This is a genomic window from Serratia sp. CY81684 (assembly GCF_052166595.1).
GTDB lineage: Bacteria > Pseudomonadota > Gammaproteobacteria > Enterobacterales > Enterobacteriaceae > Serratia > Serratia nematodiphila.
The window spans coordinates 1-14,351 of record NZ_JBJNOO010000011.1 but is presented as its reverse complement, the minus strand read 5'-3'; the positions used below and the strand labels follow the sequence as shown (position 1 = coordinate 14,351).

Here is a 14,351-nt window from a genome sequence, read left to right as displayed (position 1 = left end):
TGCCAGGCTGATAATCCTGGCCAGCATCGATGCGCATCACAGATACCCGCTGCAGTTCGCGGAATAACTTACCAGCCAGCCTTTCAGCCGCACATTTGGCGCTGGCCGTGTTTGATGCCTGCTTTCCTTGATGCCTGGCGATATAGGTCCCACTGGCGTAACGGACCTTTACTTCTATGCTTTGGCTCATCCCTACCCCCTCCCGTTGGCCACATGGGCCGGATAAAATGCCGATACCGGGTAATATCCGTATGCGTCTGCGTCGATAATGAAATTGTGAAACGGTGTCGGTTCATACTTCACAGCCGTCACACCCAGCCCCTTAGCGCGCTCCGGGAGCAAGAATTGCAGTGCAATTGGTGGCGGGATGAATAGGAACACCCACGGATAACGCTGGCGCCGGCTGAATTTATACGACATGCCCAGCTGCCGGCGGGCTGCATGGTTAGATTTCATTGGCCACCAGCCTTAGCACGCAGCCAGACGCAGAACGGACCATCTTCGGTGTCGTGAATCGAGCCGATAAACCAGCCTTCACCATCTGGTGCCGTTGGGTTCCAATTGCTGGCGTCCCAATGGCCATAATCCCAATCAACAACGTCCTGATCCGGGATCCCGTCATCCTCTGACATGGCCAGCGCTACACATTCGAGATTGAACGCATCAAGCCAGGCCTCAAACTCGCCCGGGGCGCCATACTCTCCACCGCCGGCAGGCTCGAAATAACCCGGGTGCGTCCAGAAACCTTCCTGATCACGTTCCACGACAGCAGCCACCAGCCGATTCTCACCCGGGATGACCTGGATAGAAAAATCATCGCTGTACGAGCCAGGGTTAACGGCGTGGATTTCCACGCTACAAACTAAGCCGTATTTATTGGCCAAGGCCTGCGCGATTACCTGGCTGATTTCTTCGGCATCAAAGCCGATTTTTGTACCGGTAAATGTGTATGCTTTCATGCTGCGGTTCCTTCTGCAGTACGGAAAATAGGTCGGTAGCGCCAGTGTGAAATAGCATCCAGCTCCACCAGCTCCTCATGGTCTTCTGAGCAAATCTCCCAGCTAAAGGCCTCGCCGTCCTGCGCCAGCTTGTGCGCTATGTGCTGGACGTGCCCCATACACACCACGTCAACGGGTACGCCATACGGCGGCAATTGCTCACTAACGGGGATCCAGCCATCGGCGCCAACTGGGGCAACAATGAGGCCATCAGATAACGCGGAGGCGTAAAGGTCTTGGTTGCGCTTGTCGCGTAGATTCCACTCCACACGGGAGGAGGCGATCAGCAATTCCATATCTTCTGGCTGATGTACCTCGGCTGATACCTCGCCGCTTTGGGCGCCGCACTCATGGCAAAAAACAATTGCCTCGTACCAACCCGGGATCAACTCATCGCCGAGCGTTAACGGCTTCTGTGTGGTTTCATAGCGGATAACCTCCGCCGGGGCGCCGGCGCAAAACGGGCAAGCCGCCAGCTCTACAGCGGTGATTTCTTTCTTTTGGCACATTGTCGAGGTGTCCTTTAAAGAATTATTTAAATAAAGATTTAAAGCCGGGTTCAGTGTAAAAAAACGCCCCGGCTAGCGGGGCCAATGACTACACACAGCAATCAGTGTTGCGACACCAGGGCGCTACCCCTGCTTATTTCCTGCCGCTCAGTTTTGGTATTGGCCGCCAGCTGCTGCGGCTCAGCCGATTTACAGGTCTTTGCGTCGGCCGGCGCTGCAGTGCGCTTGCACACATCACAACTGAAAGAGCATTCCAGGTCAGTAACGCCCCCGTTCTGCCATCCACCAGCGATCGGCGGGAATGCCCTTTCAGTTGTGCGCCCGCCGGCATGACGGGCGCGCCTGGCGGTATTTACCGCAGCGGAACAACCTGATAGCCGTCATAGCGCGTCATGCTGCGGCATTCGCGGGCGCCCCACGTCTCGGCGCCCTGCTTTGTCGGAAAGGTGTTACCGTTCACCCACACGCCGCACACACGGTATTGAAGGCGGAATTTGTTGACTGCAGGCTTGCCAGCCAGCTGGCGCTTTAGCCAGTTCTTGGCGCCGGTTTCAGTCTTGAATGGCTTGCTTTTGGTGCGGGTCATTGCGGTAAAAGTGCCGTCACTGTTAGGGAAAACACCAACGCTAACGCTTTCGTTATTGCCCAGGTCGTAAGTGGTATTTTTCATCGGTCTATCTCCGGTTTGGCCCTGGCGGTATGCCCGGCCGGTGAAAAGACAATAGGACTTTTAGTCCTAACCATCAAGTGATGCTTAAAGATTTATTTAATTATTTATTTCTTTAAACCGGGCGGTATACCTATAACAAAAACGCGATTTCTAAACGATGTTGGCGCGTTCCTGGCGTCACGTTCCGCTCTGTTGGTTTTCAACTGACAATCAACACAAAAGCCGCTCCGCACATACCGAATATTCCCGCCGCACTTGGTGCACACGCGGCCTAAAAACTTAACGTCGCCGGCTTCCCTCGCCTCCTGGCGGTTACTGCGCATAGTGGCCCAACCCGGCCAGCACTTTCGCCAGCTCGTCGCGGGCGGCAGTCAGTTGCCGCGTAGAAACCCCGTGTACCATTCGCAGGGAATGGCCGTCGGTCAGTTTCGTTAAAATATCTATCGCGTCTTGGATTGCCGTTCTGTCGTCGGCAAGGCGGCGTTTTTCCATTACTCCCCCTATCGAGCCTCGGCTCGTCGTTTACTCAACCATGCCGCTATAAACTCGCGGCCCTTTGCTAGGCGCCGTTTGTACGTGCTCAGCGACATAAAAAGGGCGTGGGCTTTGTCTATCTGTCTGGCTTTTTTGTCGAGGCCCCCCAGATCCCACGCCCCGTACTCTATTCTGATAACCGTTGCGGCTTGCCGGTTAGCTGCGGCCAGGGCCATGACTGCTCCCTCCACATCTGCCTCAACCGTCCACAGTGCCTGGCCACGGCCACCACCTGAAAACGTGCAGCCCGTAACCATCATCATTTCCAACATTGACCCGAACGTTGAGCCGCCATAGCCATCAGCTCGGATCCATCTGGCCCACTGCTCCAGAACGGCGTCCAGCTCATGAGGGCGCATAGCTAAACCTCGATAATGGTGATCGGGTAGTGATGCTCTATCAGCTTTTTCTTTACTCGATACTCGGCAGTGCGAACGCCTTTAACATCGACAACCTCAACAATGCCGGAGGCATAAAAAACCATAAAATCCGCAACGTATTTCACGCCGCCAGGCAGATGAAACGGCACTTGCCGCAAAATCATCACTACATCGCCGGCGCGCTGCATTAGTTTGAGCTGGCCGTAATAGGCAGCTTCTTTTTTGCTGTCGAATGTGAAGCCATCGACAACCGTTTTTTTATTTCCGTACTTCCCTGGTGTTTGGCGTAATTTCGAATATTTCAGCATTGTTATTTGGCCTCTGGCGGTATTTCGCCCAGGCTGAGATCGAACCCTATTTCGTCTTTCACGCTCTGCGGTAAACGCTCCCACGTCAGCGCACACAAATAAGCGTCTGTGCCGTATTTCTCGGCAAATTTAACGCTTGGCTTGCCCACAGGGTGGCGAACCGCAAAGCCTGCAGGTAGTCGAGCGCCTGGGGGCGTCACGCCTCTATGATGCGCAGCGCAGGCGCCATAGCCCCGAAAATGGCAACTCGGGGACGTGCTACCAAAATCGGGATCGTGATGGAATTCAGTCCACGCGCCCGGGTTTTCAACTTCGCGGCCATCAAGCAGGCAGGCAATGCAGCCAACAAACTGAATCACCGCCGTGATATAAAGCTGCTCCTTTTTGGTTGGCGTGCGGCCGTTCATTGGCGCTCTCTCCGCAAAAAATCGTTAAATCGAGTGATCAGGCCGGCGTAAGCCGTTCGTGCGTATGGGTTGCTGTTCAGCTCGCTGCGGGACTTGATGCCGCACAAGATGCGCAGCTGGTTAGCCGCCGCCTCTTTGTCGTTTACTGGCGTATTAGTTTCCGCCGCCAGAAAGCGCCAGAATGATGGGTTAGAGCAATAACGCGCGGCGCCGATTACATAGCTCATACAGCCCCCTTAAAGCCACGCAGGCGGCTATAGCAAGCGGAGAAAGCCTCCTCTGGGGTGATGTATTTTTTTCGTTTCTGCGGGGTATCCAGGGCGCCGGGACGGCTACAGACAAAGACGTCTGCAGGCATGATCGGATTGTCGTCAAAAAGTCTGTGTAGGGGGGCGTGGGGGATGCAGATTGTTGCCTTTCGATAGCGCAAAAAATCCAGCTCGCGCTGTAGGGTGATGCCAGTAACCACGATCACCAGGTCGCTAGCTTTGCGAGTTGAGAGCGCACGGCGCAACCTGTCGCACTTCTCTACCGGCGTCCAATTATTGGCGTCGTTATTCACATGCTCAACCCGGAAACACCCTTTCAGGTCTTTGGCCAATTGAGCCGCCATAGTTTCCTGCGCGCTGTGAGGGCCACCGATAAACGCCAATATCATCATGATAACCCTCTCAAAGAGAGACGGCGGGCCTCGCGGATCGCCGTGTGAATTTCTTCAACGTTGCCAGCGTCACGGCCTACATCCCACAGCGCCAACACGGCATTTCGGACTTCTTGAACCGTTACGTTTGTCGTTGCCCAGCGAGCGACAATCCCGGGGCCGTTCAAGTTGCATCGATACGCCGGCAGCTCCAGCTCATCAAAAATTTTTTTCAAGCGGCCAAGGTCGCGGACCATCAGCGACCCCTGCAGACGGCGCGGACGCAGTGTCTTAATTTCGCTGTCGTTCTTGCTACTTAGAAATAATTCACGCATTTGATTGATCGCCACCAGGCCGCCTGTAGCCTCGATAATCCGCTCCTGGTTATCGGGGTTGGGGAACCGTTCTAAACGTGACCAAGCCCCCAGCGCCGACGGTGAGAAACCGTGTTTTTCAGAACACTTTTTAATCCCGCCCTGCAGTTTAATCCATTCCGAAAGAGTCACGGCCCGCCCTCACAAACCACACTTAATTTAAAAATAACCACAAATTGAGGTTGTTACAAGCAAAAAATTTATACAAAACTACAATTTGTAGTAACCTAACTGCAATTTGGGTAAGGGTGCGGAATGAAAACTAGAGACGAACAAATAACGCAGGTTATCGGCTTGCGGTTGCAGCAGAAGAGAAATCACGCGGGGAAAAGCGTGATCGATGTGCAAAACGAAACAGGTATACCGCGCAGTACCTTACAAAACTATGAGGCTGGAATTAGGCAGGCACCATTAGGTGCAATCAGAAGATTGGCAAATATTTATAGGACTTCTGCGGCTTATCTAGCAGGGCTAACTGATTATGAAGGCGATACAGACGCCCTGGCATTCTCTACTGCCGATCCTTTCTTAGCTGGGAAGACGACAACCATAGAGGATCCACTGGCATTCAATAATGCATTGCTCAACAGTAAAGGCTTGTCTCCAGCAAAGTTAGCTCTAATCGAATCTCCAGATAATCTTCTCGAAGAGGTTCCTAAAGGTGCCAACGTATTAGTAGACACTTCTGCAACATCAGTAACAGAAACAGACATTTATGCATTTAGAGCTGATACTGGAAGAATCCTAATTAGAGCGGCACGCAAAGAAATAGGTAAACAAGGGTTTATTATCTACGCGACGAAAGACATCCACTTTCCTCCGGCACATATCACTGAGGAAAATGATGACCTTTCGGTATTTGGTCGTGTCGTTTTCGTGGGGGTCTGGCGGTAATCATTAGCACGGCAGGGAGTCGTGCATTTTTCAGGCCAAAATCAACCACAAAATGAATTTATAACCACATTTCGCAGCAATGGAATAAGCCCAAAGAGGTCATTATGCAAGGACATGATAATAGTTCTTATTTAAACTACACCAAGATATCGAATGATATATTGTCAAAAAACAAAGCGTTGGAATCTATTCTAATTAAATTGTTAAACAATGTAATTATTACGGGCTCTAACGATGTGGTTGGAGTTCAAAAGGAATACCTTGAGGCGGGGCTGTCGTTGATTTTAGAACAAGAAATCGAAATAGATAGGTTCCGAATTATGATCGAGGATATCCCCTCTTTAACTTTCTCGATGCTTCGCATGGTTGCCAAAAACATCGGAGCCTGCGCGATTATTGAGCGAGCACTGGATGAAGAAGATCAATCCGAAGATCTAGCAGAGGCTTTACTCTCACTAGTTCAAAGCCAAGAAATTGATATTAAAGAAATAAAAAACATAGTGCTATCTCCATAGTTGAATGCGGGCCGTATGTCGCCCGCAATCTTTAATTATTTATTTAAATAAATATTTATAACACTCTTTACACCCAACCTTCCTTGCGATAGGCTCCAATACATCTAATCTTTAAATCTTTAATTAAATATATATTTAAAGGAGCTTCGACAATGACCCTTTCAGTAGCTTTAGCCTCCGGTAAAGGCGGAGTTTCAAAATCAACCCTGGCGCGTGCCCTGGGCGTCTCTTATGCAAAATCAGATTGGACCGTACTTGGCGCTGATCTGGATATCGGCCAGGCCACTATGGCCAATTGGATGCGCCGGCGTATTGCCAACAACATCGAGCCTGTTTTCGATGTCCAGTCATTCGGGGCGCCGTCCCTGGTGAAGAAGAAAATCGAAAGCGGTTCGTGGGATATGGTTGTGCTGGACTGCGCCGCGTTCGCGTCAAAATCGACTATCGAGATCGCCCACATGGTTGATCTAATGGTTATCCCTACACGCTTTAGCCTCGATGATTTGGAATCCACCGTGAATACGGCTAACAGCCTGGTGCAAGCCGGCATCCCTATCAACAAGTTGGCGATCGCATTCAGTGCCGTAGCCGAGAACGCGCAGGACTATGAGGACGCCCGAGCATACATAGGCCAGACCCCTTATTTTATGATTGATGGTTACATTCCACAAAAACCAGCGCTCAGCAAAACGCAGGACCTCGGCCGCAGCATCATTGAATGCGCATATGTCGCGCCGCGTGAAAGGGCGGACAAGGTTGTCCAGGGCATCATTGATCGGCTGGAACATTTAACAAATTAAAGATTTAAATAAATAATTAAATATTTAAAGGAGCATCAGTATGGCAGGCCCATCGAAACCAGCTAACAAGCCAAAAGGGAAGGGCATTGCTCCATCCCTGGACCAGACCGCAACCGGCATCGAGACAACGGCAAAAGCGGGTAGGGTGTCCAACGGCGGCAAGGCAATGAATTTTAACGTTGACCCTGAGTTTTTCACTGATTACAAAACGTTCGCAACAATGAACAATTTAAGCATGAAAGAGCTTTTAGAAAGGTCCTTTGCCGAGTACAAACAAAAACACGGTTAAGGCTTAAAGGTGTAACGGCCGGGATTGCGGCCCGGCCGTTACTGACACAAGTAACTACGGAGATAGTTATAATGTCTGAGCAACAATATAACCAACTTTTGAAAACACGTCTAACTGACCTCCCATCACTGCAGGCGGGCGCCCTATGCTCGCTCCTGGCCAACCGGCCGGCATGGTTGCGCGATATGTTGATCCGCTGCCTGGGTAAATCAGCTTAAATTATTATCGGCGCAGAATTGCGCCGATGTTTCCACTTGCGCGCAGGATGGCCAGGCGGTATCTTTCCCACGTCGTAGCAAAATCTGCGACCGGGATTGAGACCCCGGAATTCTTACAGGCGCATATGCCGCGTTAGCGGTTTTTTTATGCGCTGAGCATAGCTATACCTCAATGGTGGGCTGTGTGGGGCATCCGCAAGGATGGCCGGTTTCCTGTAAGCCCGGTAGTCTCAACCCCATACAGCTCACCACCAGTTAAAGATTGAGACCTTCTGGCGGTGATTTTAAAACGCTTACAGGATACTCACCATGACAACTCAAAACCCGCTTTTAGCCACCCCTGAGCATTTCATCACAGCACAGAACGGCCAACTGATCACCACATCATTAGCCGTTGCTGAAGCCTTCACCCGCGAACACAAAAACGTTATGCAGCGCATTGAGACGTTAGAAGTACCGTCTGATTTTTTATCAGCTAACTTTTCAGCTCATAATCAAAAAGTGACCTTTGGCAAAGGTGGCCAGCGCGATTCGAAAATTTACCGTATGACCAAAGACGGCTTTATGCTCCTGGTGATGGGCTTCACCGGCAAGAAAGCGATGGCCATTAAGATCGCCTACATCAAAGCCTTTAACATGATGGCCGAGGAGCTGGCCAGGCAGCAGAAACAAGCCGACCAGGTGAAGCAAAAGCAGCTGCAGGAGATCGCCGCAAAGGGCGCCCAGGAACACGAACAATTTAAAGCGGCGCCGGCATATCGGAACGAGGCCCGCGATTATGTGTTAAGCGTCCTGGCGGACTGTAGGACGTTCGCAGAAGAGAACGAGATAAGCATGGCAGATTGGGACCCGGTAGATGTGAACAAGGCCGCCTCGGGCCTCCTGGCGGATCTGCTGCATGGTATCAAGGCCGAGCTGACATTTAGCGCCAGGCTCGAGCCGCAATTTAAAATCCTGCCACCTGGCGCCGTGTACATCATGCCAACCGATTCGGAATGCATGAAAGCTGTTGTTGAACGGGTGATTAGTGTTGATGTGCTAGCAACAATGTTACAGGCAGGAATAACTAGATTATCTAAAAATAGCAGCTAAAAATAAAAAACCCGCCGTTAGCGGCGGGTTGAACTTTTAGATTGCTACTTTTAGATTGCACTGTTCATTATATGGCGTACTTACATTATAATGGAAAATCATAGATAACTTTGCAACCTCTATGAAGTTAGGACTTCGGTTATTCCCAGAAACCCTTTCATTGCACTCTATAGTATTACCTGTGGATGTAGTAACAAATACTTGGGCCAAGTCATTATAATCCCCTTGCTTAACATTAATAGATGTCACATAACCAAAAGCGCGATTTTCAGGTAGTTCACCCGCATGTGCCAACAAAGAACAAGCCGAAATGGCAATGGCGCCGATAATTTTAATACTAGTTTTCATGTTAAACTCCATTTATAGATCCAAATAACATTTAAAGAAAAGCAGCTATTTCCTTTTTATTCCAAACAACCTTATCTATGATAACTGAATCATTAACAGAACATTCCCCCGCCGTTCGATAATTAGCATTGCAATTTAATGAAATGGCAATTGTTGCAAGAATAGCTGTTGCATTGGGCAAATCAATAGCACCAACACGGATGCCTGGGGATTCAATTTCATCTACAGAGTTAAGAGTTGAACTTATTCCTGACCAATTTAGCGTCAAGCCAATATCCGAATCACCCATAACATAACCTTCACCACCTAAATCTAACGAAGGTCGAAAATTTCTTTGAATTTGTCTAAAACGTAAAGCTTCAGGAATTACAGTTATATAGCGTAGCATTGCCCTTGCTGTCTCTTGATTAAGACTGCTTTCAGAGAATCTAGCCAATTGCGCGTAACCATCTGAAAGAACAGCTCTATTTATCGCCATTCCATTGCGAGGCATATTTGCCACCCTTTGAAGGGCTGTGTATGATGATTCCTGATTCATTTGAATTGTACTACTTACACCAGGCGCATTAATTTCTGCCGTATCTGAGAAACGGTGATAGATATTATTTGCTATAAACCCAGCCACATATAAATTAGTTGGATCCAATACAAAGCTAACAGGTGTTATTTCGTCATCACCATGATAGTCAATGCCGCGAACAGCCACTATAATACCATCTCGGCTCCCCACAGCTTGAGGAGAGAGCTCGAATATTTGCGCTTGTGAGTTCCCAATATTAGAAAGAGGTCTACCTAAGTCTTTCCTTATGTTATTTAACGAAGACACATATTTTGCCGGCGTACTAAAATCCATCATGTAAGTATTGCTAGCATTACATGCCCCACTAAATATTGAAACAATAATCAATGGTATACCAAACAGTTTTTTAAACATATACACCCTTTATTATAAAACTCAGAATCGAACTATATCTCCAAAAAAAATGCACATCCATAAAAATTTAAATCACTGTCAAAAACATAGATTTGATCACAAAATTCAGATCAAATAAAATGCAACAGCATCGACAAAAAAACAATTGATTGATATTCAATCTACAAAAGTTTCTTATCTAATCACTCAGCTTCAATAAAGTTACACAGTAGCCTTTATTGCTTACTTAGCCACCAAGAGTGGCGATTTTTTGAAAGGAAACACAATAATGAAAAGAGTTATTATTTCCGCCGCCCTGGCGATGCTCCTGGCACCTGCAGTACACGCAAAAAACACCGCTATGCTTGAAATGCGTATTAATGGCACATGTAACACAATGGCCAGCGGGAACGGGCCAGCAAGCCCAGATGTTCTTTTTGATATGTGCTGGCGTGGGGCGCGCGATGCCTACAAAGGTAAGCCGGCAACCTGTCGCAATAAAATTAAGCAGTTCGACCTGCAGGCGCAAAAGTTATCAGGTATAGAACGCGCTGAATACGTCCAGATTGGATCCGCTTACCGGATAGGGTGTAATGCTGGGGAATCAGCAAAGAACGTAGGTCTTTAGGTAATAAAGCCCCTGTGACGCGTCACATTTTTTAGCGTGACGTGTCACAGCCTCATATAAAGCATCAAGCCCGCAATTGGCGGGCTTTTAAATATTTATTTAATTATTTAAATCAAGATTATTAACTAACGCGCCTATACCGCGCCAGCTCTTATATGCTTTCTCGACTTCCGCCAAGGTGTTAAAAATTCGAACGCCCAGGCCGCGATAGGCACGATGGGAGGCGTTATCCGTATGCATTTCCCACCATTCAAATTTTTCATCAAACACAAGCGTCATATCATTACCACGGGATACTAGGTTAAAGCGCTTAGTGCCAAGAATCGTCACATCTAAAGTCATCGGTCTATCTCCGGTTTGGCCTTGGCGTCATGCCCGGCCGATAGAGATATATTAGGACTTTTTTTCCTACACTGCAAGGTTTGTTTTAAAGATTTCTTTAATTATTTAAATCAAGACAGAAAAAACCCGCACAAGGCGGGCTTTCCTGATTTTGATAAGAAAGAAAAAAATTATGACTTACGAGTGTTTCGCTAGCTCACGTCGTGCCAGTTCAGCTAAGAACCCGCTACGACTATGATACTCACGATGTGAGTTCACAAAATCATCAATGCGAGCCAATAAAAACTGCGGCATTGTGATATTTAATTTTGTTGCTTTTCCGTCGTACTTCGTTAAATCCATATCGACATAAGCCCAGGTTCCACCTGTGCAATCTTCATCATGAAGATGGTCAGCTACTGTTTTAGCTTCTGCGGGCGCTTGGCCTTTTTCACTCGTATACTCAAAATAAGCATCGAGCGCGTTTGATGCATCCGTAATGGCATCATCTATAGTATCGCCAGCAAAGTAACAACCGATCACGTCTGGCACGAAACCGGAAAACGATCCGTCGTCTGCCTGATGTAGATAAATTGGATATTTCATGGTTGCACCTTTTGGTTTGCTTAAAGAAGCGGCCCGGGGACCGCTTTACTACGTTATTTCAGACCTGCTTGTTTTAGTATTTTATTGAGCGTTCCGATCGCCATATCTTTGCGCGGATGCGGAATTACTAACGGTAGGGGTTCCCCTGATTTCTCGAAAATATGATGTGACCCATTGATCCGCACCAAATCCCAACCGTTCGCCTTTACTTTCTTTATTAGTTCATCGCTTGTCATTTTCCCTCTCTTAGTCAAAATCGAGGTAATTATACCCTGATCTATACCCACCGTCAACACCAATACCCACGGTGGGTATTAATATTTGTTCAAGTAAGAAGATTTCAGCGATTTGAGGACTTTTTAACATAATGGCCGTTAAGCGCCGTGCGCGATTGGTACTCATCGCGGAAACAACACTAACCAGGTAAAAGGGCAGGTTTTAGAGCCTGAAAACCGGGCTAATGATTGTTGCTAATTTGTTATCAAAATAGCGTTTCTGATTTGAGGGCAAAAACCCGGCCTAACGCCTATTTTAATCACTTATCCCTAATCGCTCTTTCAAGTTTATCCGAGCGCGCGCTCTCCGCCTCATAGACGTGATTAAAAGCCTCATTCTGATCTTTGTATACCAGATCGTTGTAAAGCTGCCAGCGGGCCGCCTGCCAATGATAAACAACACATCCAGAGGACGTCGGATGTATCACAAAGGATCCCCCACAATAATAAAAAGGCAATTTAGGCAGTTCCTCACCTAGTTTTTGAAACAGGTAGCCCGTACCGCCGATCGTAAGAAATCCCATACCGCCCCAAATAACTGTATTTTTATACAGTACAGGGGTTCTACGCCGCAAACCTGGATTTTTCCGTGTTCAGCAACAGCGGGGCTATCACACAAACGACCGGTTGAGTGACAATCATTAAAACAACGATTCTGACGCTGAAAGTCGTCACATAACCCGTAATTTATTCAACGTCATGCAAATCATATGGTCTTTAGCTTTGGTGACGGAATTTTCTGGGGTTCCGGCGTACAACCCCAGTACAAATAAAAACGGCAAAAAAAAAGCCCCCGGAGGGGCCTTAATCACAGATGTGTATCTAAACCGGTTAAGCGAGTGAAAGTCGCCTGCAGCACATCGCAATAGATCATGCTGTCTTCACTTACCGCTGTAACGTTCATCCCTCGAATTTTAAACGCCTTGATGGTGTATGTGTCTGAGGCGTCAAGAACGATATGCAAGCGCGTGATGCCGTTTTTAACGTAATGCGCCTTTTTCGGGAGGTCGAACTGCAGCCCTCTCTCGATGGCCACGAAATTTTTCGCGCCGGTCATTGCAATAAGACGGTTGCCGCCGAGTTGACTCAGGATAGTTTGTGCGATTTCTTTGTTATTCATCGGGTTTATCTCCGGTTTGGCCTTGGCGGTATGCCCGGCCGATAGAGATATACTAGGACTTTTTTTCCTACCCTGCAAGACTTATTTTAAAGATTTCTTTAATTATTTAATTATTAATCCGGCGCGCGTGTACTTCCCAGCGCTCGATCCCCATCTTCCCGCAGAACTCCGCCAGGTAATCCAGGCCGGACCATTCTCGGACGCCGCCGCGCGCTTTCTCTACAAACACCGCCATGTTTCCAGCAGCACACAGGCCGAACAGCTGCCAGCGGTCAAACTCGTTCTTTGTGGCCACAACTTTGGAAAAGGCGCCGGCGGAAAACATGTCCATAAAGTCGGCTCGCCCTTTGCGCTTCAACATTATGCCGCTCATTAAACAAACCTCCGATTTGTATATTTCAAACCTATCATTTGTGATTTGGCGGTATCATGCCAAGGCCTGCAGCATAAACAAGCAAGCACCAACCGGCATAAGTTGGACCAGGTGCGCCGGCGATCCACTTTCTGATTGTCCGCCCTTCAACGCCGGCGTAATTCCCTGCAGCTGAACCGGTGAAGCCGGCTAGCGTCATGATGATTCGCATATCGTCACCTGTTGGCCGTTCCCAGCCGGCCACATATGGGAGAAGTGTTTTAGGGTTTAGCCCTTTCGCAATAGCGTCCTGTTGAGCCGCTTTTATTTTTGCATCAGTCATTTGTGATCCATTTGATTTATTACCGATGAATATACATTAGGACTTTTTGTCCTAACATACAAGTTTTAACTTTCTCTTAGACCGGCTTTCCTGCTGCGTAGAACGCTCATATGGGCTACTGCTTCAATAGCCAGGAACGTTCGCGATTTTTCGCTGAATGCTCACAGCTGGCCACAGGGGCCGAATTTGCCCCCTCTTCCTGGTAAGCGCCTTTCATGGCTCGGCATTAACGCTATAAATGTGTTTCCGGTCGGAGACAAAAGAAATATTCAGCGATTTGCCCGGGCGCGTGCGCCTGGGAGCTACCTTTGAGGCGCTTGCGCCGATTTCCGAACCGGCGCGGCCATTGGCCGCTGCAAGGGCGGACATTATCCCCACGTAGTGGGACGTAAAAGGTAAATATATTTATGTAATAGAAAACCCATAGGGAAGTAGTTTTGCATGTATTTCCTATAGATGCTTTGAATGTTAGGCCCTACATGCATTTAAATGTGGATAACTAACCTAGCACGGTGAACGCTACCCAATGAGAGCGAAAATTCAGAAAATTGAGTGGGGCGGGAGTGCATTTATTGCACAGTTTGAGGATTGGCTGGATCGCCTTTAGCGCGGCTGTGGGCCACGCTGTTGAACTAATGGAAATAGTGATGGGATCATGTTGGCGGGTCTGCCGCAATTCGCCTTAAGCGGCCTAGCTCACGATCTACCAGCTCTTTAAAACCAGCCACGCCGAGACGCTTGATTTCATCTGCGCCTAGCATTTTTATCAGGTTATTTTGTATAGCTCCGCGCTGTTCGTCTAATGACTTCTGCGCCA

The 14,351-nt window shown here is 48.4% G+C and carries 24 protein-coding genes and 1 pseudogene; 7 read left to right on the top strand and 18 right to left on the bottom strand.

Going from position 1 to position 14,351, the window contains the following annotated elements:
* Positions 1 to 192: 192 nt before the first annotated feature.
* The 10 genes and pseudogenes from sra to ACJ8QF_RS24040 all read right to left on the bottom strand — a co-directional run bounded on the left by sra (position 193) and on the right by ACJ8QF_RS24040 (position 4,952).
* Entirely contained in the window at positions 193 to 456 is a 264-nt protein-coding gene (gene sra / locus ACJ8QF_RS24085; protein WP_442537935.1) for a stationary-phase-induced ribosome-associated protein, read from the bottom strand.
* Positions 453 to 959 (bottom strand): hypothetical protein, encoded by a 507-nt coding sequence (locus tag ACJ8QF_RS24080; protein ID WP_442537934.1) that lies wholly within the window; start codon positions 957 to 959, stop codon positions 453 to 455. The genes sra and ACJ8QF_RS24080 overlap by 4 nt, the downstream gene beginning before the upstream one ends.
* Complete coding sequence (locus ACJ8QF_RS24075; RefSeq protein ID WP_442537933.1) at positions 956 to 1,507, bottom strand: hypothetical protein; 552 nt, start codon at positions 1,505 to 1,507, stop codon at positions 956 to 958. The genes ACJ8QF_RS24080 and ACJ8QF_RS24075 overlap by 4 nt, the downstream gene beginning before the upstream one ends.
* A gap of 523 nt (positions 1,508 to 2,030) precedes the next feature.
* A pseudogene (locus ACJ8QF_RS24070) lies at positions 2,031 to 2,177 on the bottom strand (DUF1391 family protein); the annotation flags it as partial.
* A gap of 312 nt (positions 2,178 to 2,489) precedes the next feature.
* Entirely contained in the window at positions 2,490 to 2,669 is a 180-nt protein-coding gene (locus ACJ8QF_RS24065) for a hypothetical protein (RefSeq protein WP_442537932.1), read from the bottom strand.
* 403 nt (positions 2,670 to 3,072) lie between these two features.
* Entirely contained in the window at positions 3,073 to 3,399 is a 327-nt protein-coding gene (locus ACJ8QF_RS24060) for a DUF1064 domain-containing protein (protein WP_442537931.1), read from the bottom strand.
* Between the two features lie 2 nt (positions 3,400 to 3,401).
* Positions 3,402 to 3,806, bottom strand: coding sequence for a Ref family recombination enhancement nuclease (locus ACJ8QF_RS24055; protein WP_442537930.1), 405 nt, complete (start codon positions 3,804 to 3,806; stop codon positions 3,402 to 3,404).
* Positions 3,803 to 4,033, bottom strand: coding sequence for a hypothetical protein (locus tag ACJ8QF_RS24050; RefSeq protein ID WP_442537929.1), 231 nt, complete (start codon positions 4,031 to 4,033; stop codon positions 3,803 to 3,805). Before ACJ8QF_RS24050 ends, ACJ8QF_RS24055 begins: the two co-directional genes overlap by 4 nt.
* Entirely contained in the window at positions 4,030 to 4,467 is a 438-nt protein-coding gene (locus ACJ8QF_RS24045) for a hypothetical protein (RefSeq protein WP_442537928.1), read from the bottom strand. Before ACJ8QF_RS24045 ends, ACJ8QF_RS24050 begins: the two co-directional genes overlap by 4 nt.
* On the bottom strand, positions 4,464 to 4,952 hold the full coding sequence (locus ACJ8QF_RS24040; protein WP_442537927.1) for a hypothetical protein: 489 nt from the start codon (positions 4,950 to 4,952) through the stop codon (positions 4,464 to 4,466). The genes ACJ8QF_RS24045 and ACJ8QF_RS24040 overlap by 4 nt, the downstream gene beginning before the upstream one ends.
* Before the next feature lie 123 nt (positions 4,953 to 5,075).
* Between ACJ8QF_RS24040 and ACJ8QF_RS24035 the strand changes: the two genes are divergently transcribed.
* The 6 genes from ACJ8QF_RS24035 (at position 5,076) to ACJ8QF_RS24010 (ending at position 8,628) form a co-directional block, all read left to right on the top strand.
* The gene (locus tag ACJ8QF_RS24035) at positions 5,076 to 5,714 is read left to right on the top strand and encodes a helix-turn-helix domain-containing protein (protein ID WP_442537926.1); all 639 of its coding nucleotides are present in this window, start codon (positions 5,076 to 5,078) and stop codon (positions 5,712 to 5,714) included.
* Positions 5,715 to 5,818: 104 nt separating this feature from the next.
* Positions 5,819 to 6,229, top strand: a complete 411-nt coding sequence (locus ACJ8QF_RS24030) for a hypothetical protein (RefSeq protein ID WP_442537925.1) — start codon at positions 5,819 to 5,821, stop codon at positions 6,227 to 6,229.
* A gap of 152 nt (positions 6,230 to 6,381) precedes the next feature.
* The gene (locus tag ACJ8QF_RS24025; RefSeq protein ID WP_442537924.1) at positions 6,382 to 7,029 is read left to right on the top strand and encodes a ParA family protein; all 648 of its coding nucleotides are present in this window, start codon (positions 6,382 to 6,384) and stop codon (positions 7,027 to 7,029) included.
* Between the two features lie 40 nt (positions 7,030 to 7,069).
* Entirely contained in the window at positions 7,070 to 7,318 is a 249-nt protein-coding gene (locus ACJ8QF_RS24020) for a hypothetical protein (RefSeq protein WP_442537923.1), read from the top strand.
* Positions 7,319 to 7,645: 327 nt separating this feature from the next.
* A complete protein-coding gene (locus ACJ8QF_RS24015; protein WP_442537965.1) occupies positions 7,646 to 7,795 on the top strand; it encodes an ash family protein in 150 nt (49 codons plus the stop codon).
* Between the two features lie 50 nt (positions 7,796 to 7,845).
* Positions 7,846 to 8,628, top strand: a complete 783-nt coding sequence (locus tag ACJ8QF_RS24010) for a Rha family transcriptional regulator (protein WP_442537922.1) — start codon at positions 7,846 to 7,848, stop codon at positions 8,626 to 8,628.
* Between the two features lie 36 nt (positions 8,629 to 8,664).
* On the opposite strand, the gene ACJ8QF_RS24005 is transcribed toward ACJ8QF_RS24010, so the two are convergent.
* Positions 8,665 to 8,976 carry a hypothetical protein gene (locus tag ACJ8QF_RS24005; protein WP_442537921.1) on the bottom strand — a complete coding sequence of 104 codons (312 nt, stop codon included), beginning with the start codon at positions 8,974 to 8,976 and terminating at the stop codon, positions 8,665 to 8,667.
* Positions 8,977 to 9,007: 31 nt separating this feature from the next.
* Positions 9,008 to 9,910, bottom strand: coding sequence for a ribosome-inactivating family protein (locus tag ACJ8QF_RS24000; RefSeq protein ID WP_442537920.1), 903 nt, complete (start codon positions 9,908 to 9,910; stop codon positions 9,008 to 9,010).
* Between the two features lie 268 nt (positions 9,911 to 10,178).
* Between ACJ8QF_RS24000 and ACJ8QF_RS23995 the strand changes: the two genes are divergently transcribed.
* Entirely contained in the window at positions 10,179 to 10,517 is a 339-nt protein-coding gene (locus ACJ8QF_RS23995; protein WP_442537919.1) for a hypothetical protein, read from the top strand.
* Positions 10,518 to 10,616: 99 nt separating this feature from the next.
* On the opposite strand, the gene ACJ8QF_RS23990 is transcribed toward ACJ8QF_RS23995, so the two are convergent.
* The 6 genes from ACJ8QF_RS23990 to ACJ8QF_RS23965 all read right to left on the bottom strand — a co-directional run bounded on the left by ACJ8QF_RS23990 (position 10,617) and on the right by ACJ8QF_RS23965 (position 13,534).
* Positions 10,617 to 10,859: a hypothetical protein gene (locus ACJ8QF_RS23990; protein WP_442537918.1), complete on the bottom strand. Its 243-nt coding sequence runs from the start codon at positions 10,857 to 10,859 to the stop codon at positions 10,617 to 10,619.
* Between the two features lie 177 nt (positions 10,860 to 11,036).
* Positions 11,037 to 11,444 carry a type II toxin-antitoxin system HicB family antitoxin gene (locus tag ACJ8QF_RS23985; protein ID WP_442537917.1) on the bottom strand — a complete coding sequence of 136 codons (408 nt, stop codon included), beginning with the start codon at positions 11,442 to 11,444 and terminating at the stop codon, positions 11,037 to 11,039.
* A 53-nt stretch (positions 11,445 to 11,497) separates the two neighbouring features.
* The gene (locus ACJ8QF_RS23980) at positions 11,498 to 11,680 is read right to left on the bottom strand and encodes a type II toxin-antitoxin system HicA family toxin (RefSeq protein WP_442537916.1); all 183 of its coding nucleotides are present in this window, start codon (positions 11,678 to 11,680) and stop codon (positions 11,498 to 11,500) included.
* A gap of 847 nt (positions 11,681 to 12,527) precedes the next feature.
* A complete protein-coding gene (locus ACJ8QF_RS23975) occupies positions 12,528 to 12,839 on the bottom strand; it encodes a hypothetical protein (protein WP_258090784.1) in 312 nt (103 codons plus the stop codon).
* A gap of 106 nt (positions 12,840 to 12,945) precedes the next feature.
* The gene (locus ACJ8QF_RS23970) at positions 12,946 to 13,200 is read right to left on the bottom strand and encodes a hypothetical protein (RefSeq protein WP_258090783.1); all 255 of its coding nucleotides are present in this window, start codon (positions 13,198 to 13,200) and stop codon (positions 12,946 to 12,948) included.
* Positions 13,201 to 13,246: 46 nt separating this feature from the next.
* Positions 13,247 to 13,534 (bottom strand): hypothetical protein, encoded by a 288-nt coding sequence (locus ACJ8QF_RS23965; protein WP_442537915.1) that lies wholly within the window; start codon positions 13,532 to 13,534, stop codon positions 13,247 to 13,249.
* Positions 13,535 to 14,351 lie beyond the last annotated feature (817 nt).

What these genes read in the sequence shown, in the direction of transcription:
- sra (WP_442537935.1), bottom strand. Translation starts at nt 456, where the DNA reads ATGAAATCTAACCATGCAGCCCGCCGGCAGCTGGGCATGTCGTATAAA.
- ACJ8QF_RS24080 (WP_442537934.1), bottom strand. Translation starts at nt 959, where the DNA reads ATGAAAGCATACACATTTACCGGTACAAAAATCGGCTTTGATGCCGAA.
- ACJ8QF_RS24075 (WP_442537933.1), bottom strand. Translation starts at nt 1,507, where the DNA reads ATGTGCCAAAAGAAAGAAATCACCGCTGTAGAGCTGGCGGCTTGCCCG.
- ACJ8QF_RS24065 (WP_442537932.1), bottom strand. Translation starts at nt 2,669, where the DNA reads ATGGAAAAACGCCGCCTTGCCGACGACAGAACGGCAATCCAAGACGCG.
- ACJ8QF_RS24060 (WP_442537931.1), bottom strand. Translation starts at nt 3,399, where the DNA reads ATGCTGAAATATTCGAAATTACGCCAAACACCAGGGAAGTACGGAAAT.
- ACJ8QF_RS24055 (WP_442537930.1), bottom strand. Translation starts at nt 3,806, where the DNA reads ATGAACGGCCGCACGCCAACCAAAAAGGAGCAGCTTTATATCACGGCG.
- ACJ8QF_RS24050 (WP_442537929.1), bottom strand. Translation starts at nt 4,033, where the DNA reads ATGAGCTATGTAATCGGCGCCGCGCGTTATTGCTCTAACCCATCATTC.
- ACJ8QF_RS24045 (WP_442537928.1), bottom strand. Translation starts at nt 4,467, where the DNA reads ATGATGATATTGGCGTTTATCGGTGGCCCTCACAGCGCGCAGGAAACT.
- ACJ8QF_RS24035 (WP_442537926.1), top strand. Translation starts at nt 5,076, where the DNA reads ATGAAAACTAGAGACGAACAAATAACGCAGGTTATCGGCTTGCGGTTG.
- ACJ8QF_RS24030 (WP_442537925.1), top strand. Translation starts at nt 5,819, where the DNA reads ATGCAAGGACATGATAATAGTTCTTATTTAAACTACACCAAGATATCG.
- ACJ8QF_RS24025 (WP_442537924.1), top strand. Translation starts at nt 6,382, where the DNA reads ATGACCCTTTCAGTAGCTTTAGCCTCCGGTAAAGGCGGAGTTTCAAAA.
- ACJ8QF_RS24020 (WP_442537923.1), top strand. Translation starts at nt 7,070, where the DNA reads ATGGCAGGCCCATCGAAACCAGCTAACAAGCCAAAAGGGAAGGGCATT.
- ACJ8QF_RS24010 (WP_442537922.1), top strand. Translation starts at nt 7,846, where the DNA reads ATGACAACTCAAAACCCGCTTTTAGCCACCCCTGAGCATTTCATCACA.
- ACJ8QF_RS24005 (WP_442537921.1), bottom strand. Translation starts at nt 8,976, where the DNA reads ATGAAAACTAGTATTAAAATTATCGGCGCCATTGCCATTTCGGCTTGT.
- ACJ8QF_RS24000 (WP_442537920.1), bottom strand. Translation starts at nt 9,910, where the DNA reads ATGTTTAAAAAACTGTTTGGTATACCATTGATTATTGTTTCAATATTT.
- ACJ8QF_RS23995 (WP_442537919.1), top strand. Translation starts at nt 10,179, where the DNA reads ATGAAAAGAGTTATTATTTCCGCCGCCCTGGCGATGCTCCTGGCACCT.
- ACJ8QF_RS23990 (WP_442537918.1), bottom strand. Translation starts at nt 10,859, where the DNA reads ATGACTTTAGATGTGACGATTCTTGGCACTAAGCGCTTTAACCTAGTA.
- ACJ8QF_RS23985 (WP_442537917.1), bottom strand. Translation starts at nt 11,444, where the DNA reads ATGAAATATCCAATTTATCTACATCAGGCAGACGACGGATCGTTTTCC.
- ACJ8QF_RS23980 (WP_442537916.1), bottom strand. Translation starts at nt 11,680, where the DNA reads ATGACAAGCGATGAACTAATAAAGAAAGTAAAGGCGAACGGTTGGGAT.
- ACJ8QF_RS23975 (WP_258090784.1), bottom strand. Translation starts at nt 12,839, where the DNA reads ATGAATAACAAAGAAATCGCACAAACTATCCTGAGTCAACTCGGCGGC.
- ACJ8QF_RS23970 (WP_258090783.1), bottom strand. Translation starts at nt 13,200, where the DNA reads ATGTTGAAGCGCAAAGGGCGAGCCGACTTTATGGACATGTTTTCCGCC.
- ACJ8QF_RS23965 (WP_442537915.1), bottom strand. Translation starts at nt 13,534, where the DNA reads ATGACTGATGCAAAAATAAAAGCGGCTCAACAGGACGCTATTGCGAAA.